Consider the following 19,117-nt stretch of genomic DNA (forward strand, 5'->3'; position numbering starts at 1 on the left):
ACCGCCGATGTCCGGCCCGGCCACCGTGCGTAACCCGTCCGACGAGTGAATCGCAGTCTCGATGCCTGGCGTACCTGAGCCCCATTTCCCGGGGGTGGCCGTACATGTCTCGCGCCACCCCAGCAAACCGACCACCCGTTCCGCGTTCGGCGACGCGGCCATGACACGATCGCTACCGTGAGCAAGCGCAGTGGGCGAGCCGTAGGCACAGCGCCTCTGGGAACGATGGGGCCGAACGGCGAGGTGAAGTCGTGACTGTTCCGCGAACGGTGGGGGTTGGCGCCGGGGTGAAATCGTGAGCCGTACTTTGCGCACGCTGCCGATGCCGACGGGCTCGGGTGCGGGCGAGGTACTTCCGCATCTGCGCGAAGCGCTGGAGGGCAACGGCCCCGCGTGGCTGCCGATCCCGACCAGCGATCGGCGCGAGGCCCGGCGCCTCAGCGACGCCCTCGCACCCGGCGAGACCATCGATGACGACGTCGCCCTCGTGGTGACCACCTCCGGCACCACCGGCGTGCCCAAGGGCGCGATGCTGAGCGCCGCCGCGTTGCGGGCCAGCGGCACCGCCACGCACGACCGGCTCGGCGGGCCGGGCAGCTGGCTGCTGGCCCTGCCGACGCACCACATCGCGGGCATTCAGGTGCTGCTGCGCAGCATCTTGGCCGGCACCCAGCCCACCATCCTCGACGTCTCCGGTGGCTTCCTGCCGGAGGCGCTGGCCGGCGCCGTGTCCGGCATGCGCGGCGAGCGGCGCTACACCGCGCTGGTGCCGACCCAGCTGATCAAGGCGCTCGACGCACCCGTCGCCGCAGCGGCACTGGCCCAGCTGGACGGCGTCCTGGTCGGCGGCGCGGCCACCCCGCCGCCGGTCTACGAGCGCGCGAAAGCGGCCGGTATCAACGTCGTTCGCACCTACGGCATGAGCGAGACCTGCGGCGGCTGCGTATACGACGGAGTCCCGCTGGACGGCACGCAGGTCCGCATCGAGGACGGCCGGGTGCTGCTCGGCGGCGCGATGATCGCTTCCGGCTACCGCGGCCAACCGGACAATCCCGCCTTCGCCGAGCCCGGCTGGTTCCGCACCGAGGACGCGGGCACCTTCACCGACGGCAGGCTGAGCATCACCGGCCGGCTAGACGAGGCCATCATGACCGGCGGCCTGCTGGTGATCCCACAGGTCGTCGAGGCCGTGCTGATGAACCACCCGGCCATCCGCGAATGCGTGGTGCTCGGTCTGCCGGACGAACGCCTCGGCCAGCGCGTCGCGGTCGTGGTGGTCCCCGCCTCCGGTGCCACCCCCACCCTGGACGAACTGCGCGAACATGTGATCGCCGAACTGGATTCGATCGCCGCCCCGCGCGAACTGACGCTGGTCGACGAGATCCCTATGCGCGGTCCGGGCAAGCCCGACCGCACCCGGCTGCGGGAAAACCTGCTCGCCGATTCGAGCCGCTAGCGCCGTTCGACTCGGTCCGGGAACGGATCGCGGACCGAGATGGCCGGATATCGGCGGAAGTCCCGATCCCGGGTATAGATCGTCGATACGCCGTGCTCGAGCATCAATGCGGCGATCACCGCATCGGGCACGTCGTTGCCGCGCCCGCCACCGATCTGGGTGTAGCAGCGCCAGAAGTTCGCGCCCTCGGCGACCACCCGGATCGACGGCGATTGCAGAACCGCCTCCACCGCCTGGTGGGCGATCGCGATGGGCAGCGGTGACGAGCAGATCGCCGGATGCGTGACGATCCGCAGATAGCTGTGCAGCACCGGCCAGAACACTGTTGTCAGTTCCGGCCCACGCAACAGCTCCTGCATGAGTTCCGACGCTTGCCGATGGACCGGCGATCCGCTGTCCGAGGCGTAGACGAGGATGTTCGTGTCGACGGTTCGCGACATCAGGCATCCGCGTCCAGGGCCGCGTACAAGGCGTGCTTGTCCTCGATATCGACGCGAAGACCGAGGTTCTGGCTCGGCCAGGCGATATCGGCGACGAGCCGAGGCTCGTCGCGCGCCAATTCACGGGCCAGCAGTTCGGAAACCAATTGCCCCAAGGTCTTCCCCTCTCGTTTTTGCCGCCGTCGAAGTTGCTCCAACACGACCGCGTCGATATCGATTGTGGTGCGCATGCATCTGATGCTACTCGCTGGGGCATCTGATGCAATCCCCGTGTCATCGTCGTGCAAGGACCGTGCAAGAAGGGTGCCGCACAGTCATATCCATGACTTCTTTCACACCCACTTCAGCACTCGCCGTCGAGGCGGACGGGCTGGTCAAGGTGTTCGGGGAACAGCGCGCCGTCGATGGTGTGAGCCTGGCGGTGCCGCAAGGCTCGGTGTACGGCGTGCTCGGACCGAACGGCGCGGGCAAGACCACGACCATCAAGATGCTCGCCACCCTGCTCCGCCTGGACGGCGGCAGCGCCCGCATCTTCGGCCACGACGTGGTCGCCGAACCGACGGCCGTGCGGTCGCTGGTCGGCGTCACCGGGCAGTACGCCTCGGTCGACGAGGATCTGTCCGCCACCGAAAACCTGATCCTGTTCTCCCGCCTGCTCGGCCTCAGCCGCTCCGACGCCCGGCGCAAGTCGGTCGAGCTGCTCGAGGAGTTCGATCTGACGGAGGCGGCGACCAAGCCGCTCAAGAACTTCTCCGGCGGCATGCGGCGCCGGCTCGATCTGGCCGCCAGCTTGATCGCGACCCCGCCGCTGCTGTTCCTCGACGAGCCGACCACCGGCCTGGACCCGCGCACCCGCGCCCAGATGTGGGAGACCATCCGCAGGCTGGTCCGCGAGGGTGCCACGGTGCTGCTCACCACCCAGTACCTGGACGAGGCCGACCAGCTCGCGGACCGGATCGCGGTGATCGACCACGGCAAGGTGATCGCCGACGGCACCGCCGACGAACTCAAGGCCTCGGTCGGCGGCTCCTCGCTGCACCTGACCCTGGTCGACCGGGATCAGCTCGACGAGGCGCGCCGCGTCGTCAGCGAGTTCCTGGCCGCCGACGCCGTGATCACGCCGGAGGCCGGCCGGCTGACCGCGCCGCTCCAGGACGCCGGCCTGACCGCCGACCTGCTGATCCGCCTGCGCGAGCGGCAGATCGGCATCGACGAGATCACCGTCAGCAAGCCGAGCCTCGACGAGGTCTTCCTCACCATCACCGGCCGTCCGGCCGACGACACCGACACCGAAAGGAGCGCGGCATGACCACGATCACCGCTCCCGCCCCCGCCCGCCGGGCCGCGCCCGTCAACCTGCCCGAGGTCAGCAATCACATCAGCCTGCGCAGGTCGATCGAGACCTCGTTCACCATGGCCTACCGCGGCCTGCTGAAGATCAAGCACAACCCGGAGCAGCTGTTCGACGTCACCGTGCAGCCGATCCTGTTCACCGCGTTGTTCGCCTTCATCTTCGGCGGCTCGATCGGCGGGTCCGTGCACGACTACCTGCCGACCCTGATTCCCGGCATTCTGGTGCAGACGGTGATCCTGACCTCGGTCGTCACCGGCACCCAGTTGCGCGAGGACATGGACAAGGGCGTGTTCGACCGGTTCAAATCCCTGCCGATCGCCCGCATTTCGGCGCTGGCCGGCGCGCTGATCGCCGACATGGTGCGCTACACCCTCGCCACGGTGCTCACCGTGCTGGTCGGACTGTGCCTCGGCTACCGGCCCGGCGGCGGCTTCGCCGGCGTGGTGGCCGCCGGACTGGTGATCATCGTGTGCTCGTTCGCGGTCAGCTGGATCTGGGCGCTCGTCGGTGTCACCGGCAAGAGTGCCTCCGGGGTGCAAGGCATTTCGATGATGATCATGTTCCCGCTGACCTTCATGTCCGGCGCGCTGGCCCCGGTGAGCAAGATGCCCGGCTGGTTGCAGGGCCTGAACCACGTGAACCCGGTCTACTACATGGTGAACGCGGCCCAGGATCTGATGAACAGCAATATCTACGGCAGCAACCTGGCCTGGTCGTTGATCGGCTCGGCGGTGGTGATCGCGGTCTTCGCCCCGCTGGGGGTGAAGGCGTACATGCGCCGGGCGTGAGCACCGAAACCCGATGAGGGGCAACGCAACGCCGGTCGGCCATGGGCCGGCCGGCGTTGCGTTACCCGGTGCTCAGCGCGCGGCCTGCAACTCACCGAGCAACCGCATGATCCGGTCCACCGAGTCCCGCCGGCGCGTGCGCATCACCTTCGCCCTGGCCTCGGCCAGCGGGCCCCTGCCGAGCCGCCGGTCCATCAATTCGGCCTGCGTGGACCAGCGCATCGACGGAAAGTCCTGACGACAGAAGGCGTTCGGCGCCAATGCGAACAGCTCCAGACCGCGGGCCCGGTCCTGCCCGGTGGCGACCAGATACGCCCCGACCGCGGCGGCGACGGCGCCGATCTGCGGCAGATCCCGGAACTGCGCCATCGTCGGCAGCACGAGATCGATCAAATTCCTGGCCAGTTCGTCCGTGCCGTCCAGCACATCGTGCAGCACGCGCGCGCCCAAGACGGCGGCGCCGAGCATGAGCCCGCCCGGCCCCGGATTCGCGTCGTCTTCCGGCCAGCCGGACAGCTCCAACGCTCGTTGGTAGCGGTCTAGTCCACCCTCGATATCGCCCTCGGCGAGCGACGCCTCGGCCGAACTCTGCATGATCGTGGCGAGCAGATGATTCTTCCCGCCCACGGTGCCGTCGAGATGCGACGACTCGAACGCGAACGCCAGTTCGCGCCGGGCCTCGGCCAGACGCCCGGAGCCGAGCAGCGACGCGACCAGCATGGCGCGGGTCTCGACGGTGTCCTCGTACGCGCCCAGCCGTTGCAGCATGCCGAGTGCGCGGCGGTAGTACGCGACGGCCTCCTCGTACTCGGCGATCTGGCCGTACACCTGGCCGAGGTGCCGGCACACCATGGCCACGCTCCAGACATTGTCACCGCCGAAGACCTCGAGCGCACGGACCGCGTCCACCGTCGAACCACGGACGTCGCCGAGGTTCTCCTTGATGTTCGCGCGCAAAAGCAGGGCCGTAGAACTGGTTTCGGGATCCGTCGAGCGGACGGAGTGCGCTATGAACCGGGCGAGCCCCCGGCCGTCGGAGCGGGTCAGCACGATCTGCCCGACGAATCGGTTGGCCAGGCTGAGATCGGTTCTGTCGCGTAGCAATCGGCGGACCCTGGTGCGCAGCCGCGCGAGGTCCCGCGGGTCGCCGCGGCTGAAGGCCAGGTGCATGAACATCGTCTGATAGCTCATCAGCACCAGGTCGCCGGACGGCGCGTCCGGGCCGGAATCGGCCGGGTGGAGTTCGGCGATCCTGGGCGCCCAGGCGATTACCTCCAGGTGCGAACCGCGCAGCACCCACAGCATGCTGATCACCGGGAAAATCGTGTATGCGGTCCCGGCGTCCCGCCGTTCGAGCGCATAGCGCAGTGCCGCAAGCAAATTGTCCAGTTCGGTCGCCACCGAGAGGGCCAGCTCCACCTGATCGCCGGTGAGGTAGCGCGCCGCGGCATCGGTGCAATAGTTCTTGGCCCACAGCATCAATCGCTCGGCCATCAGGTCGGACTCGGCCGGGCAGCCGGTCAGCTGTTCATCGCCGTACTCGCGCACCGTCTCCAGCATGCGGTAGCGGGTGCCGAGGACCTCGTCGTCGAGCATGGTGAGCAGCGACTGGTTCACCAGCCCGTCGACCGCGGCCGCGACGTCGTCGACCTCGGGCCCGCTGACCACCGCCTCGGCGGCGGACAACGTGAAACCCGCCGGGAATCGGCACAATCGGCGCAGGGCCACCTGCTGCGAGGCGTCCAGCAGGTTCCAGCTCCAGTCGATCACCGCGTGCAACGTGCGGTGCCGCTCCGGCGAACTGCGATCGCCGTGGCGCAGCAGTGTGAACCGGTCGGTCAGCCGCAGATTGATCTCCTCCACGCTCATCACCCGGACCCGCGCGGCGGCGAGTTCGATGGCCAACGGCAGTCCGTCGAGGGTGTGGCACAGATGCGCGACGGTCTCCGGTTCCAGCCGGACGCCGGGACGCACCGACCTGGCCCGCGCCGCGAACAGCTCGGTCGCGGGCGATCCGGCCGCGTCGATGGTCAACGGCGGCAACGGATATACCGCCTCGGCGGTGATCATCAGCGGCGCCCGGCTGGTGGTCAGCACGGTCAGCAGATCCGCGCTGCCGATCAGGTCGGCGACCACGACCGCGACGGCTTCGATCAGATGCTCGCAGTTGTCCAGCACGAGCGTCATCGGACGCGCGCCGACCGCGTTGCGCAGCCGCTGCCGGCTTACCGCCGCTACCTGCCGATTCCGCACGGCGGGTGTCGCGTTGAACGACGTGTCGCTCAGGCCGAGCACCGCGCTGATCGCGGCCTCGATCTCGAGCACGACATCGTTGTCTTCCGCGCGGATCGATGCCAGCTCTACCAGCACCACCGAGCGGGTGCGGGCGATCCGCGCGCCGACCTCGTTCGCGATCCGAGTCTTGCCGGACCCGCCGGGACCGAGCACTGTAACCACCCGCGAGGTGCGCAGCAGTGCGTCGAGCGCGGTCAGATCGGCTTCGCGACCCAGCAGTGGGTTGGGCGCGGCGCGCAGCCCGATCGCCGAGGGCATGGCGAAGTCCGTGGCGCCGTCGGGCTGTTCGATGCCGCTTCCGAAATGGGTTGCCGTGTCTCGGATCCGCAAAGCCGGCGCGGCCGGCCGCCGCGTGCTGTGATCGAGCGGTTCTCCGCGCAGGATCGCGGTGTTCAACTCGACCAGCGCCGCACCGGGATCCGCGCCGAGCTGATCGACCAGCCGAATCCGGAACGCGGCGAACGACTCCAGCGCCTCGTTGGGCCGGCCGGCCAGGGCGAGTAGTCGCATCAGCGTGAGCTGAGCGGGCTCGTCCAGCGGGTGGAGGCCGGCCTGGAATCGGGCGATCCGCAGCGCGCCGTCGAGGTCGCCGGTCGTCTCGCGGGCGGCGAGTTCGAGTGTGTCCAGTTCGGCAAGCCGGCTCGTCGCGACCGCGTTCAGGGCGTCGGCCACTTCGCCCGGCGGCAGATCCGCGCCGGGCTCGCCACGCCACAGCGTCCGCGCCTGCGCGATCGCGTCGAGGCAGCCCGCGTCGTCACCGGCGGTCCGGCACTCGCGAGCCTGGCGGACCAGGGCGGCCACGAGCGCCAGATCCACCTGGTCGGCGCGCAAGGTCAGGCGGTAGCCGGCCGGGCCGATCTCCAGCGCGCCGTCCGGCAGCGCGGACCGCAGGCGCGAGACCTGGGTGTGCAGCGCGTTCATCGGCGCGCGCGGCGGCTGCTCACCCCACACGTCGTCGATCAGCGACTGCGCGCTGCGGCTGCGGCCTGGATGCAGCGCCAAGGCCGCGAGCAGGAGACGGGACCGTGCACCGGGCAGCGCGGTCAGCGCGCCGTCTCGGCGCAGCGCGATCTCGCCCAGCAGGGCGACCACGACCGGTTCACCTGCGGGCGCGCGCACCACTCGACCGCGACCGTCCGGGCCGCCTTGTTCCGACAACATCCCGCGGTAATCGTATGCGAGCAGGGCTGGTCGAGCCGACATGGTTTTTCACCCCATTTCCGGTGGTCGGTCGCCTACGCTGTCCGCATGGCTGAGTTCGAAGTGGTCCGGCAGGCCGTGATCTCGGCCGAGCCGTCGCGCATCCACGGTTTGATCGACAACCTGCACGAATGGACGAAATGGTCCCCCTGGGAGGACCTCGACCCGCAGTTGCGGCGCACGTACACGGGCCCGGACGCCGGCATCGGCGCCAAGTACGCCTGGGTCGGCAACCGCAAGGCCGGTGCGGGCAGCATGGAGGTCGTCGCCAGCGCCGATCGCGAGATCGGCATCCGGCTGGTCTTCGAGAAACCGTGGAAGGCCACCAATCAGGTGCTGTTCGAGCTGAACCCGACCGAGTCCGGCGCCACCGAGGTGGTCTGGCGGATGACCGGGGAGCAGCAGGGCCTGATGAAGGTGCTGTCCAAGATCCTGCCGACCGACAAGCTGGTCGGCAAGGATTTCGAGAAGGGCCTGGCCCGGTTGAAGGCGGTCGCGGAGGCCGACGGGCGCTGAGCGGCCGATGTCGGCCCGCGACACTATGCTGCGGGGATGGCTACAGCAGCGCAATGGATCGAGGGCGCACGTCCACGCACCCTGCCGAACGCAATCGCCCCGGTGCTCGCGGGCACCGGCGCCGCCGCCTCGCTCGACGGCGCCGTGTGGTGGAAAGCCGTTCTCGCGCTGCTGGTTTCGCTGGCCCTGATCATCGGCGTCAACTTCGCCAACGACTACTCCGACGGCATCCGCGGCACCGACGACGTGCGGGTCGGCCCGGTGCGGCTGGTCGGGCAGAAGCTGGCCTCGGCCGCGGCGGTGCGCAATGCCGCGATCCTGAGCCTGGGCATCGCCGCGGTGGTCGGCCTGGTGCTCGCCGCGACGACGGCCTGGTGGTTGCTGCTGGTCGGCGTGGCCTGCCTGGCCGGTGCCTGGTTCTACACCGGCGGCAGTAAGCCCTATGGCTACAGCGGCTTCGGCGAGATCGCGGTGTTCGTGTTCTTCGGCCTGGTCGGCGTGCTCGGCACCGAGTTCGTGCAGGCGGAGCGGATCGACTGGGCCGGGGTGGTGCTGGCGGTGTCGGTCGGCGCGTTCTCCAGCGCGGTGCTGGTGGCGAACAACCTGCGCGACATCCCGACCGACTCGCAGTCCGGAAAGGTCACCCTGGCCGTCAAACTGGGCGACCCGCGCACCAGGACGTTGCAGCTCGCGCTGCTCGCCGTCCCGTTCATCGGCACGCTGCTGCTGGTGGCGCGCACCCCGTTCGCGCTGGTCGGCCTGCTGGCCATTCCGCTCGCGGTGCGGGCCAATGCCCCGGTCCGCTCCGGTAAGGGCGGCCTGGAACTCATTCCGGCACTGCGCGACTCCGGCCTCGCGATGCTCGCCTGGTCGGCACTCACCGCAGTGGCCATCAGCTTGGTCTGAGGTAGCCGCGCGGGCTAGTCGTCGCCGTCGGGGACCAAAATACCGAGCACCCAGTTGACGATCGAGACGATCAGGCCGCCGATCACCGCGGCCCAGAAGCCGTCGACACGCAGGCCGTAATCGGTGGTCTCGGTGATCTTCGCGGTCAGCCACAGCATGAGCGCATTGATCACCAGTAGGAACAGGCCGAGCGTGACGATCACCAGCGGCAGCGACAGCAGCTTGACGATCGGTTTGACCAGCGCGTTCACCACGGTGAACACCGCGGCGACGGCCAGCACGACGAGCACCTTGCCGACATTGCCGTTGTCCGCCGGACTGATGATGTCGATCTTGTCGACCCAGGCGGCGGCCAGCCAGATGGCCACCCCGTTGATGATCAACCGAATCAGAAGCTGCATGCGCCCATGCTAAGGCGGCAGGGCGGACATGTGTCGACTCGAAACGCGATTCGCGGCTGCCCCGCCGACCCATGTCCACCGGCTCAGGCCGCGCGGTCGAGCAGCGCGTGCACCTTGGATCGCAGGTCGTCGACCGACTGCGAGCCGCCGAGCAGACGCACGGTGGTCTGATTGGGCGCGCGCAGGATGCCGAGCAGCACGTGCGCGGATTCGATGGTCTTGTCCTTACGGGCCAAGGCTTCCCGCAGGGACAGTTCGAGCACCTTCTTCGAGTCCCTGGTGAACGGGATGTGGCCGAAATTGCCGCCCCGACCCCAGCCGAACGGGCTGCGCCTGCTCTCGGGGATCGCGCGGTCGAGCGCGTCCTCGCCGAAGCTCGCCTCCAGCGACTCGCGCACGGCGTCGAGGTCGATGCCGATCGACCGCAAGGCCTCGGCGTCCTCCTCCCCCAGCGGTTCGCTGCCGAGCGGATCGCCTGGTCGCTGCGCCGCCAGCGCGCTCATCACCCCCGCGTGCGTGACGCCCGCGTCGGCCAGCAGCGCCTTCAGCTCGTCTTCGCTCTGCGACAGCAGGCCGAGCAGCACGTGCTCGACCTCGATGGTCGACGAGCGCAGTTCCCGCGCGTCTTCCTGGGCCAGCACGATGGCCTTGCGCGCGGTCTTGGTGAACCGTTCGAACATCAGCGGTTCCTGCCTCTCTGATTGTGCTTCTGGTGGGCTGCCTGCTTGCTGACCTCGAGCGCTTCGGCGATCTGCTGCCATGACCAGCCCTGTTCGCGGGCGTTGGCCACCTGGATCGCTTCCAGACGTTCGAGCAGCCGGCGCAGGGCGAGTACCGCGCGCAACCCGACCTTGGGGTCGGGGCTGCCCGCGGCGGCCGCCAGAGTGGTTGCTTCTGTCATGGCGTCAATTTTGATTGACGCAACCGGCAGATGTCAACAAAAATTGACGACGAGGTTGTTCGCGCTCGGCGAAGAAACACGAAGGCCGCCTCCGCCCGGGTGCTACGTCCCGAACGACGGCGGCCTTCGATCGGCCATGCGGCGGGGTGCGGTCAGCCCGCCCACTCGCCGGTGGCGGCGAACTTGTCCAGGATCGCGGTCGGCTCGGCCAGGCTCAGCCCCTGCGACTCGACCCAGGCGTCGTCGAAATACGTTCCGGCATAACGATCTCCGCCGTCACACAGCAGCGTCACCACGCTGCCGCCGCGGCCGGCGGCGAGCATTTCGGCGATGATCGCGAACACGCCCCACAGGTTGGTGCCGGTGGAGCCGCCCACCCGGCGGCCGAGCACCTTGCTCGCATACCGGGCCGCCGCAATGGATCCCGCGTCCGGCACGCCGATCATCCGATCGACCACCTGGCCGACGAACGACGGCTCCACCCGCGGGCGGCCGATTCCCTCGATCCGCGAAGACATTCCGGTCTCGTAGCCCGAGTCGGCGGTCTCGTAGCCGCCGTAGAAGGCCGAGTTCTCCGGATCGACCACGGCCAATTTCGTTGCGTGCCTGCGGTATCGGATGTAGCGGCCGATGGTCGCGCTGGTGCCGCCGGTGCCCGCCCCGACCACCACCCACTCCGGGACCGGATGCGACTCCAAAGTCATTTGCTCGAAGATGGATTCGGCGATGTTGTTGTTGCCCCGCCAGTCGGTGGCGCGCTCGGCATGGGTGAACTGGTCCATGTAGTGCCCGCCGCACTCGGCGGCCAGCTGAGCGGCCTCGGTGTACATGTCGGGTGGGCGCTGGACGAAATGACAACGGCCGCCCTGCGCCTCGATCAGCGCGATCTTCTGCGGCGAGGTGCTGGCCGGCATCACCGCGACGAAATCCAGGCCGAGCAGCTTGGCGAAATACGCCTCGCTGACCGCGGTCGAGCCGGAGGACGCCTCCACCACCGTGGTGCCCTCGGTGACCCAGCCGTTGCAGATCGCGTACAGGAACAGCGACCTGGCCAGCCGGTGCTTGAGGCTGCCGGTGATGTGGGTGGATTCGTCCTTCAGATAGAGCTGGACGTTCCACGCGACGGGCAGCGGGTACCGGATCAGGTGGGTGTCGGCGCTGCGCTGAGCGTCGGCGTCGATCAGCCGCACCGCGTTGTCGACCCAGTCGCGGGGGGTGCTGCGATCACAGGACTTCACGATGCCCCCTGATTGTCCTCAGGCGCCTCGCCGCGCAACCGGGCCCGCAATTGGGCCTTGTCGTGCCTGCGGCGTTCGTCCACCACCGCGATGTCCTCGTTCACCCGCACGCGCAGCCGCTTGAACAGCGTGAGCGAGAGCGGCATGGCGATGATCAGCGCGAACAAAGCGGCCACCACCAGCGGAATGTCCACCTTCACCAGCCGCGCGACCAGCACGATCAGCACGGTGATCAGCACGACCAGGACCAGCCTGGCCAGGGTGTACAGACCGAGGTTGCGGGCGAGCCGACGGCCCGCGCCAGCGGTTTGCTGTCCTGGAACACCATCTGGTGGAGTTGCGTCACTCACGTCGCTCAGCCTATGCGAAGCTGTTGCCCGCCCGCGGCGCGCGCCCGTTGCCGAGGTCGGGAGGATATCCGATTTGTCTATTACTTCCCCTTTACCAACAGTAGGTGGTTCGAGTACCTAGGGGTTTCAGTGCAACGATGTCGCCATCTGATGAGGGAACTGTCGAGAACGGAGAGGTTTGCTATGAGTGCGATCACCGTCGGCGGCCAGGACACCCTGCTGACACCAGGGCAGGTTGCTGCCATGTTCCACGTCGATCCCAAGACGGTCACCCGCTGGGCCCATGCCGGGCGTCTCGGGTCGTTGCGCACACCGGGCGGGCATCGCCGGTTCCGCGAATCAGAGGTAATGCAGCTGCTCAAGTCGCTCACCACCGAGGCGACCGCACGCTGACTGCGGGCCGCGCGGGCCCATCGTGCCGGGGCCCGCGCCCACCCGGCGTACCGATTTCACGTCAGCGGTGTGCGAGAGCTACGCACGGGACTACCCTCGTAACCAGGAGGTGAGCGACGTGACGTACCTGTTGGCACTCATCGCGGTCGTGGCAGTCGCGGTGCTGTGCTGGAAGGCGTTCGGCCCCGAGAGATCTGCCGGACCGACCGCTACCCACACGCGATCACCGCAACGCAAGCGTGTCGTCGGACCGGACGACGATCCAGAGTTCCTCTGGCGGCTATCCCGCCAGCACCGCAACGGAGACTCCGACTCCACCGAGCGCTGAGCGCTCGGCCCGGATCCCGCTCCCGCGGCTCACATCTCACCATCGGCGTAGTTGCGCGCGTGCAGTCCTTCGCTCGCGCGCAGTCGATTCGCGAGCATTGCCAGATAGTGCTGCGCCTCCACGGAGAGCCCGGCCGCCGTCTGCACCAGCTTGCGCAATGCGCCGTTGTTCAGCTGCTCGACCAAGCTTCCGTCCGCGTCGACCACCGCAGCCGGGAGATAGGTGAAGTAATCGGAATCCAAGAGCCCGTCTCCTCAACCGTCTGTGCGCCGGATCGACGCATCGCATATAGACAGGACACGGCGTTTCGCCGAACGGCACGCCGAGAGGCCCGTGATCTGCGCCACTTTCGCGAATCTCGCTATCAGCCGAGAAGTGGAGTGATGCCCGTTACTTTTCCCCGAATCGGCTATTGAGCCGAACTGATTCCGGTGTAGCCGCACTGAACATCCCGCGCGGACAGCGGGTTACGGCCGGCGGTGCGTACCGATGCCGGCGGTAGTGCGTTAGCCGAGCTAACTATCAGTTTGCGGCGGCTCGGAGTTGCTCGCCGTCACCGGCGCACGGCCGGGCCATCGATCGCGGCCGACCGGCTCATCGGCACCCGAGATAATTCCGACCGGTCCGGCCGAAATAGTCGAAACCAAAAGGTATTTTAGAGCAAAGTTTTGCGGCATTTACCGCGCGTCACGCACCCGCACTGTGTAGCCTCTGGAATTCTCGAGCCCCCGGATATGACAAGTGGTGACGCGGTGATCGGTGTGGACGGCTGTCTGGAACGCATCATGAACATTCCCGGCGCGCGCAGCGCGATCCTGGTGGATGGCGCGAGCGGGCTGGCGATCGCCGCGGCGGGCCGGCAGGACGTGGTCGACCAGCACGAGGACGCGGCGGCCACCACCGACGTGATGCGCACCGTGCTCGACTGCAGCGCGCTGAGCACCGGCGACGGCGACGAGGACCTCACCGAGCTGATCGTTTACGGCACCAAGGGATTTCATCTGCTGAATCCGTTACCCGGCGACTTCGACGGCCGGCTTTTCATCCACGCCCTATTCGACGACGCCACCGGGAATTTGGCGATGGCGCGATTCCAGCTCCGTGGAATCATCGCCGAATTCGTCGGGCCGGGTCATGAGCGGTGAACTGACAGAAGAACTTTCGCGGCTCGAAAACGAGAAACGCACCGGCGTACTGTTTCTCGGCGACGGCGCGTTCCAGCTCACCGACGGGGCGATCACCTCGGCGGACTGCCTGCGCACGAGCGGCCTTGCCCGGCTCGTCCTGGAGGCGGGCGTGGCGACGGCGGAGGACTGGCGGCGCGCCGAAGCCGGCGAGGCCGACCGGTTGCTGGCCCGGCCACGGCTGGAAACCCTTGCGCTGCTGTCGGTTTTCGACGCCGCCTACTTTCTGCTCGCGGCCGAATCGGTGCCCGAATTCCGGCCCGCGCCACCGCATTGGCTCGCCGCGATCTGCCGGATCGCGCCGCACGCACTCGTTCAGGAGTGCGTGCGGCGCGGCGATCCCGAGGCCACACCGTGGCCCGCGCGACTGGTCGATCGCGCACCCGTCGTGCCGGTGCGCCGGGGCAGGCGGCGGGTCGTCCTCACCGGCGGGCAGGCCGAGGTGCTCGCCGCCGCCGACGCGCGGCGCAGCGTCAGCGGGATCGGCGACCATCTCGGCCGGACCACCTACGGGTGTCTGGTGGCGGTGCGTGAACTGACCGCGGCCGGACTCATCGAACCGCCCACCGCCGTGGTCCCCGCCGAGCCGCCGGCCACCCCGGTGGCGGCCGGTCCGCCCCGTCGGCGCCGGGCGCGGCCGTCCGCCCCGGTGCCCGCCCCGGACCGCTGGAAACCCGACGCCGACTTACTAGTTCGCCTGCGGGCGGCTTTGGAGGATGCGTGACCGCGCGGAAGAAACTGCTCGGCGAACTGATGGGAAGGTTGACCAAGGTGTCGATATCCGCACCTGAACCGAACGCGGCGGTGCTCGCGGAGCTCAAGGCGCTACGCGCACGCGTCCCCCGGCTGACCGGCACGCTGGTCGCCTCCGGTGACGGCCTGCTGGTCGCGCACGACCTACCCGCGCACATCGAACCCGCCGGGATGGCCGCGCTGGCCGCCGCGCAGCTCTCGCTGTCCTACCGGCTGGTGACCACCGCGAACGGCGGCGGATTCCATGAGGTCGTCGTGCACGGCACCGAGGGGCACGTGGTCGTCTACGCCGCGGGCTGGACCTCGCTGACCGTCCTGGCCGGCCCCGAGGTGAATGTCGGCCGCCTCCATCTGGAATCGCGGCCGGTGGCGCGCGCGATCGCCGAACAGATGGCCACCATCGCGAACCGCGGCAACGACCAGGCAACGAAATCCGAATGAAAGGAACAGACATGTCCAACCTGGATCTGTCACTGAAGGACATGATGGTGATCGACGGCGCGCTCGGCGCCGCCGTCGTCGACTACAACAGCGGTATGGCGCTAGGCACCCTCGGCAGTTCCAAGGCGCTGGACCTGCAGGTCGCCGGCGCGGGCAACACCGAGGTGGTGCGCGCCAAAATGCGCACCATCGAACAGCTCGGGCTCACCGACACCATCGAAGACATCCTTATCACCCTGTCCGGCCAGTACCACATCATCCGTCCGATGACCGGCCGCAAATCCAAGGGCCTGTTCCTCTACCTCGCTCTCGATCGCAACCGCGCGAACCTCGCCCTCGCCCGGCACCGCCTCAAGGGCATCGAGGAGGACCTCGAGGTGTAGTTTGCCCGCGCCGCGTGCCATCGCCTGGGTGGCACCGGCCCGAATTCGGCAGTCCCGCAGCCGGTCTCGATCGCGGGGCGGGGCTGCCGTCGTCGGCTAGCCCCGATGGAGAGTGCCGGTGGCGCCACCTGCGCGGTACCGCATCGAATCGTCCGGCTGGAGCCGGATCACCGAGTTCGCGGCGGCATCGGCGCACTCCGCGCCGCCGACCGGCCGCACGGCCAGCGTCAGCTCGGTCTCATCGACGGTGACCACCCGCCCGACCCTGGTGCACCTGCTCCCCGATGTCTTATCCGTCTGCGCCCACATGACAAGTTCTTCGGAGTTCTTGCCCGGCTTGACCGTCAACTCGACATCGAACACCCGCGCCCCATCTTCGGCCACGCCTTTCCATTGCCCCAGAAAAGCTTTCGGAATGCTCCAGACCGCCGAGACCGGCGTCGTATCCACCGGCCGATCCACCGTGGAGGTCTCCGCGCCGCCACCCGCCCCCCGATTCGATTGCGCAACAACCACAATCGCCACCACGACGATCACCACCGCAGAGACGGCAGCGGCCACCACCAACCACCGGCCCGCCCGACCCGGCGGCGATACGCCACTTCTCTCCGACGATCCCCAACCCATCAATTCCAGAATAGGCCGGGTCTACGCCGCGAGCACCCCGCACCGAACGATCTCGCGGCCGGAGTGCCCCCTGCGCCACGGGGTATCCGCCGGGGTATGGGCAACCATCCACAGCGGACACCGTTCTACGGCATGCTGATGATGCTCACCGCCATGATCACCGGCCTGTGGGTGAGCGACCTACCGTGGCTCGCCCTCCGCATAGCCGCCTACCTCGCACTCCTCGCGATGGCCCTGACCGGATTCGTCATGACCTTCCGCGACTACTCCTGACCGCCCGCGCGATCGGCCGACCGGCTCAGTTGAGTCCGGCGTAGGAGTGCAGGCCGCTGATCACCATGTTGATGATGAACATCGGTCTCGGCGTTTGTGCTGATGGGCCGCCCTTGGCCCAGTGGGCCTGAACTGGCCATTCGTGGTGGCAGCGTTGGGGGGGATAGGGCACCGCTGGGCAGCACTGCGTACTCACTGCGTATCCTTCTTGCGGGCTACTTCGATGTGAACACGCTGCCTTGTTAACCAATCGGCAGCCGACTCAGGGCGATTTCACAGTTACGCGGTGCGCTGGCCAAACCTAGGCCAATAAATTTCTCGCGTGGCTGGTCCTTTCACTGAGAGGGCAGTCATGCAATACCTGATGGACGCAGGATTCCTCGCTGCTATCAGCCTGGCGATCCGGTCAAGTTGGCGCTGGGGAACGGTGCTGGTGCTGGGTCTGTGCGCGATGCGAAAGGCAACGCCCGCGGACAGGGTAAAGGTGCTTACAGCCGCGGCTGAGTTGCTTCGGGAACGAGGTGGCGGCCGTCGAAGGCGCTGACGGGTAATGACTGTGGGGCCTCTTCCTCCGGGAGGAGGCCCCTGCTCTTTGGGACCGGAGGGTCGCAGCTTCAAATCCTGTCACCCCGACAACGATTCGAGCCGAACGGCGCAGGTCAGAGGCAGTGCTCGGCTTGCGGCCGTTCGGGCCGATTACCCGACAGCACCCCATTTTGACCGCTGTTGTCCGGTGCTTGTTGCACGTAGGTTTGCACGCCCTTCACGGATAGGTTGTCTATCCGGCACCTAGAAACCCCGCTTCCTCATACTGGCCGTCCTGTGCTGAGGGAGGGATAGTCAAGGGTGCCGTAGGCATCGCGTAGCGACGCGAAGCGCCCTTTACTCTCCCGGTGCGAAGTCAGATCATGGGGCCATGAGGAGGCGGGCACCCAGCTGGACCACGTCGATCTGTAGACGAGACGTATCTGCCTGAGCTGGCCTGATGGTGCAGGCAGTGCCGGCCGATTGAGGCTGATCAGGATCAGTGGATTTCGGTCCTGCGGGTCGCCGCCGACGCGCCGCCGTGCCGGGTGCCCCGCCAGCGCAGCCAGGGGTGCCCGTTGCGCGTCGTGCGCGCGGCGGCGGCGGCCCGCAGGGCCGCTGCCGCTCTTGATCCTATATAGCCAAATTCGGCAGCAACTCGGTTCGCAGCGCGCGGGCCTGCGTCAACAGTTCGTCGTCGGGTATCTGCGGTTCCGAGCCGTCCTGGGGCAGCAGGGGAAACGGACGCCCTGGCGCAGGGTCTACGACGTACCTCGGCACCAGGTGAGTATGGAGGTGCGGGACCGTGTTCCCGAGCGTCTCATAGTTCATCTTGAGTGGCTGGTAATAGCGCGTGAGGGCCTTCGCGACCTGCATGACTGAGCGCCAGTACTCTGACGATTCTTCCCCGGATAACTCGTAAGGTTCCGTGATGTGCCGACCTCGCCAAATGACAAGCGTGTAACCACGTTGGATATTCGCGCGCTGGAGAACGGCGTCGACGTTTGGCGATCGAAAAATGCGCACACCGTAAGCATCCGATTCAGGACGGGCTGAATCACACATTTCGCAGCCGATTCCTTGAATGAGATCATTCCAGTCGGCAGGCCAATTCTTAGTCATCGGGTGATGTCCTTCTCCGACCATTCGTAGGTAAATTCATGCCGGTCGGCGGCGTAGATGTCATGTGCGACTTGCAACGTCCGACCTTCGGAGTCGTAGTCGACATCCCACATGCGAACGATCGGCACACCCGGCGAAAGTTGAAGTAGCTCAACCTCTTCCGGTGTCGGCATCCGTGCTTGGAACATCTCGATGCCACGTACGAAGGCATGGCCGAGCGACTCGATGAGTTCATCGGGGCCCTCCGGAAGAGCCTCCGGCGATTCGAGGCGCGTGCCAGCAGCAATCCACAAGGGGTAGTAGCTGGTGGAAATTACTGCGGGTTCTCCATCGAGGAGCTGAAGGCGCTGTCGAATAACAACGTCCTCGCCAGGTGGGACTTGCAGCCAGATTGCCGCGTCAGGTGGTGTTGCGATACGACCGATGCGGAGCATTTGCCGTGAGGGTACCTGACCTTGGTCGATCGCCATCGTATCGAAAATCGGCTTGCCCGATGAGCGATGCTCGGCATGTCGTCGTGCAGCTGATACCCGGCGAACGGGAGGGCGCTTGCGAACGAATGTGCCTCTCCCGAATTGCGAGTCGAGCAAGCCTTCGGATCGTAGAAAAGCGATCGCCTTGTTGGCGGTGCTCTTGGAGGTCTTGTACTGCTCGATCAGTTCCCGCTCAGAGGGCAGGAGCGTCCCCGGCGCTCGTTCGCCGGACAGGATCGACTCCCGCAGGTCGGCGGCGATTTTCTTGCTGAGCGGTTGGCGTTCATCGGTCACCGGATGCACCTCCTGGTCTCAGCGTAGCAACCACCCTAGAGAGATCTCCTCAGGGTGATTTTGCCGAACTTCTTGACATACCTCCCCAGGGAGGTTCATTCTAATGCATACCCTAGGGAGGTCACCCCAGGGAGGATGATCCGAAGACCTGGAGGTCAAAGTCATGGCAATGCAACTCGCTTCCCCCGGTTCCGAGTCGGCCAACGCGCTTCGCCCGCCGCGACTGAATTTCGCGGGTTGGTGCATGTATTGCCTTGGGCGGGAATGCCGTTCGGCTCGGTGCATTGAGCAGCATGCCCGTTCGGAGTGGGAGGTGTGCGGTCGGTGCGGTGGCAGTGAGTATGTGAACGGCCATGTCGATCCCGAGACGGCATCGCAGCGGTGCAACTGCCAGGGCGGTGTCAGCGAGGTTGCGACGGCTCAGTGGGTGGCAGAGGTGATTGAGCTTCGGCCCGAGTCCGTCACGGCTCCGGCCC

Annotated in this window: 24 protein-coding genes; 12 read left to right on the top strand and 12 right to left on the bottom strand. The window is 67.3% G+C overall.

Features of this window, described 5'->3' with window-relative positions; translation table 11 throughout:
- Window positions 1–322 precede the first annotated feature (322 nt).
- Window positions 323–1,456: an o-succinylbenzoate--CoA ligase gene (gene menE / locus ACFYO1_RS20795; protein ID WP_387235259.1), complete on the top strand. Its 1,134-nt coding sequence runs from the start codon at window positions 323–325 to the stop codon at window positions 1,454–1,456.
- Here the strand turns inward: menE and ACFYO1_RS20800 are convergent.
- Together ACFYO1_RS20800 and ACFYO1_RS20805 are read right to left on the bottom strand one after the other, a co-directional pair.
- Entirely contained in the window at window positions 1,453–1,896 is a 444-nt protein-coding gene (locus tag ACFYO1_RS20800) for a TA system VapC family ribonuclease toxin (protein ID WP_387233256.1), read from the bottom strand. The genes menE and ACFYO1_RS20800 overlap by 4 nt on opposite strands.
- On the bottom strand, window positions 1,896–2,126 hold the full coding sequence (locus ACFYO1_RS20805; RefSeq protein WP_387233259.1) for an antitoxin: 231 nt from the start codon (window positions 2,124–2,126) through the stop codon (window positions 1,896–1,898). The genes ACFYO1_RS20800 and ACFYO1_RS20805 overlap by 1 nt, the downstream gene beginning before the upstream one ends.
- A gap of 92 nt (window positions 2,127–2,218) precedes the next feature.
- On the opposite strand from ACFYO1_RS20805, the gene ACFYO1_RS20810 reads away from it, so the two are divergent.
- Complete coding sequence (locus tag ACFYO1_RS20810; RefSeq protein ID WP_387233262.1) at window positions 2,219–3,205, top strand: ATP-binding cassette domain-containing protein; 987 nt, start codon at window positions 2,219–2,221, stop codon at window positions 3,203–3,205.
- The gene (locus tag ACFYO1_RS20815) at window positions 3,202–4,038 is read left to right on the top strand and encodes an ABC transporter permease (RefSeq protein ID WP_387233264.1); all 837 of its coding nucleotides are present in this window, start codon (window positions 3,202–3,204) and stop codon (window positions 4,036–4,038) included. The genes ACFYO1_RS20810 and ACFYO1_RS20815 overlap by 4 nt, the downstream gene beginning before the upstream one ends.
- Before the next feature lie 72 nt (window positions 4,039–4,110).
- On the opposite strand, the gene ACFYO1_RS20820 is transcribed toward ACFYO1_RS20815, so the two are convergent.
- The gene (locus ACFYO1_RS20820) at window positions 4,111–7,494 is read right to left on the bottom strand and encodes a BTAD domain-containing putative transcriptional regulator (RefSeq protein WP_387233267.1); all 3,384 of its coding nucleotides are present in this window, start codon (window positions 7,492–7,494) and stop codon (window positions 4,111–4,113) included.
- Window positions 7,495–7,581: 87 nt separating this feature from the next.
- Between ACFYO1_RS20820 and ACFYO1_RS20825 the strand changes: the two genes are divergently transcribed.
- Together ACFYO1_RS20825 and ACFYO1_RS20830 are read left to right on the top strand one after the other, a co-directional pair.
- Window positions 7,582–8,049 carry an SRPBCC family protein gene (locus ACFYO1_RS20825; RefSeq protein ID WP_387233270.1) on the top strand — a complete coding sequence of 156 codons (468 nt, stop codon included), beginning with the start codon at window positions 7,582–7,584 and terminating at the stop codon, window positions 8,047–8,049.
- A 36-nt stretch (window positions 8,050–8,085) separates the two neighbouring features.
- Window positions 8,086–8,955 (top strand): 1,4-dihydroxy-2-naphthoate polyprenyltransferase, encoded by an 870-nt coding sequence (locus ACFYO1_RS20830; protein WP_387233273.1) that lies wholly within the window; start codon window positions 8,086–8,088, stop codon window positions 8,953–8,955.
- 14 nt (window positions 8,956–8,969) lie between these two features.
- Here the strand turns inward: ACFYO1_RS20830 and ACFYO1_RS20835 are convergent, their stop codons facing one another.
- From ACFYO1_RS20835 to ACFYO1_RS20855, 5 genes are all read right to left on the bottom strand, one after another.
- The gene (locus ACFYO1_RS20835; RefSeq protein WP_150399786.1) at window positions 8,970–9,356 is read right to left on the bottom strand and encodes a phage holin family protein; all 387 of its coding nucleotides are present in this window, start codon (window positions 9,354–9,356) and stop codon (window positions 8,970–8,972) included.
- An 83-nt stretch (window positions 9,357–9,439) separates the two neighbouring features.
- The gene (locus ACFYO1_RS20840; protein ID WP_387233277.1) at window positions 9,440–10,036 is read right to left on the bottom strand and encodes a Clp protease N-terminal domain-containing protein; all 597 of its coding nucleotides are present in this window, start codon (window positions 10,034–10,036) and stop codon (window positions 9,440–9,442) included.
- Window positions 10,036–10,257 carry a helix-turn-helix domain-containing protein gene (locus ACFYO1_RS20845; protein WP_150399788.1) on the bottom strand — a complete coding sequence of 74 codons (222 nt, stop codon included), beginning with the start codon at window positions 10,255–10,257 and terminating at the stop codon, window positions 10,036–10,038. The genes ACFYO1_RS20840 and ACFYO1_RS20845 overlap by 1 nt, the downstream gene beginning before the upstream one ends.
- Window positions 10,258–10,409: 152 nt before the next feature.
- Entirely contained in the window at window positions 10,410–11,495 is a 1,086-nt protein-coding gene (locus ACFYO1_RS20850) for a PLP-dependent cysteine synthase family protein (protein WP_387233281.1), read from the bottom strand.
- A complete protein-coding gene (locus tag ACFYO1_RS20855; RefSeq protein WP_387233284.1) occupies window positions 11,492–11,845 on the bottom strand; it encodes a DUF4229 domain-containing protein in 354 nt (117 codons plus the stop codon). The genes ACFYO1_RS20850 and ACFYO1_RS20855 overlap by 4 nt, the downstream gene beginning before the upstream one ends.
- A gap of 183 nt (window positions 11,846–12,028) precedes the next feature.
- On the opposite strand from ACFYO1_RS20855, the gene ACFYO1_RS20860 reads away from it, so the two are divergent.
- Together ACFYO1_RS20860 and ACFYO1_RS20865 are read left to right on the top strand one after the other, a co-directional pair.
- Window positions 12,029–12,238: a BldC family transcriptional regulator gene (locus ACFYO1_RS20860; RefSeq protein ID WP_040739417.1), complete on the top strand. Its 210-nt coding sequence runs from the start codon at window positions 12,029–12,031 to the stop codon at window positions 12,236–12,238.
- Window positions 12,239–12,356: 118 nt separating this feature from the next.
- Entirely contained in the window at window positions 12,357–12,566 is a 210-nt protein-coding gene (locus ACFYO1_RS20865) for a hypothetical protein (RefSeq protein ID WP_378723288.1), read from the top strand.
- Window positions 12,567–12,595: 29 nt separating this feature from the next.
- Here ACFYO1_RS20865 and ACFYO1_RS20870 read toward each other — a convergent pair whose 3' ends face one another.
- Window positions 12,596–12,808, bottom strand: a complete 213-nt coding sequence (locus tag ACFYO1_RS20870) for a hypothetical protein (RefSeq protein WP_387233287.1) — start codon at window positions 12,806–12,808, stop codon at window positions 12,596–12,598.
- A 492-nt stretch (window positions 12,809–13,300) separates the two neighbouring features.
- On the opposite strand from ACFYO1_RS20870, the gene ACFYO1_RS20875 reads away from it, so the two are divergent.
- From ACFYO1_RS20875 to ACFYO1_RS20890, 4 genes are read left to right on the top strand one after another with little or no spacing between them, the layout of a single operon-like run.
- Window positions 13,301–13,711, top strand: a complete 411-nt coding sequence (locus ACFYO1_RS20875; protein WP_387233290.1) for a hypothetical protein — start codon at window positions 13,301–13,303, stop codon at window positions 13,709–13,711.
- Window positions 13,701–14,474 carry a hypothetical protein gene (locus ACFYO1_RS20880; protein ID WP_387233293.1) on the top strand — a complete coding sequence of 258 codons (774 nt, stop codon included), beginning with the start codon at window positions 13,701–13,703 and terminating at the stop codon, window positions 14,472–14,474. Before ACFYO1_RS20875 ends, ACFYO1_RS20880 begins: the two co-directional genes overlap by 11 nt.
- Window positions 14,471–14,944 carry a roadblock/LC7 domain-containing protein gene (locus ACFYO1_RS20885; protein WP_387233295.1) on the top strand — a complete coding sequence of 158 codons (474 nt, stop codon included), beginning with the start codon at window positions 14,471–14,473 and terminating at the stop codon, window positions 14,942–14,944. Before ACFYO1_RS20880 ends, ACFYO1_RS20885 begins: the two co-directional genes overlap by 4 nt.
- 11 nt (window positions 14,945–14,955) lie before the next feature.
- Window positions 14,956–15,327, top strand: a complete 372-nt coding sequence (locus tag ACFYO1_RS20890; RefSeq protein ID WP_387233297.1) for a hypothetical protein — start codon at window positions 14,956–14,958, stop codon at window positions 15,325–15,327.
- Window positions 15,328–15,423: 96 nt separating this feature from the next.
- Here the strand turns inward: ACFYO1_RS20890 and ACFYO1_RS20895 are convergent, their stop codons facing one another.
- Entirely contained in the window at window positions 15,424–15,888 is a 465-nt protein-coding gene (locus ACFYO1_RS20895) for a hypothetical protein (protein WP_387233300.1), read from the bottom strand.
- Window positions 15,889–16,050: 162 nt separating this feature from the next.
- Between ACFYO1_RS20895 and ACFYO1_RS20900 the strand changes: the two genes are divergently transcribed.
- On the top strand, window positions 16,051–16,227 hold the full coding sequence (locus ACFYO1_RS20900) for a hypothetical protein (protein WP_387233303.1): 177 nt from the start codon (window positions 16,051–16,053) through the stop codon (window positions 16,225–16,227).
- A gap of 1,158 nt (window positions 16,228–17,385) precedes the next feature.
- Here the strand turns inward: ACFYO1_RS20900 and ACFYO1_RS20905 are convergent.
- A complete protein-coding gene (locus ACFYO1_RS20905; RefSeq protein ID WP_387233306.1) occupies window positions 17,386–17,874 on the bottom strand; it encodes an HIT family protein in 489 nt (162 codons plus the stop codon).
- Window positions 17,871–18,641 carry a GntR family transcriptional regulator gene (locus ACFYO1_RS20910; RefSeq protein ID WP_387233309.1) on the bottom strand — a complete coding sequence of 257 codons (771 nt, stop codon included), beginning with the start codon at window positions 18,639–18,641 and terminating at the stop codon, window positions 17,871–17,873. Before ACFYO1_RS20910 ends, ACFYO1_RS20905 begins: the two co-directional genes overlap by 4 nt.
- Window positions 18,642–19,117 lie beyond the last annotated feature (476 nt).

It is taken from the genome of Nocardia sp. NPDC006044, from assembly GCF_042871115.1.
Taxonomy (GTDB): Bacteria; Actinomycetota; Actinomycetes; order Mycobacteriales; family Mycobacteriaceae; genus Nocardia.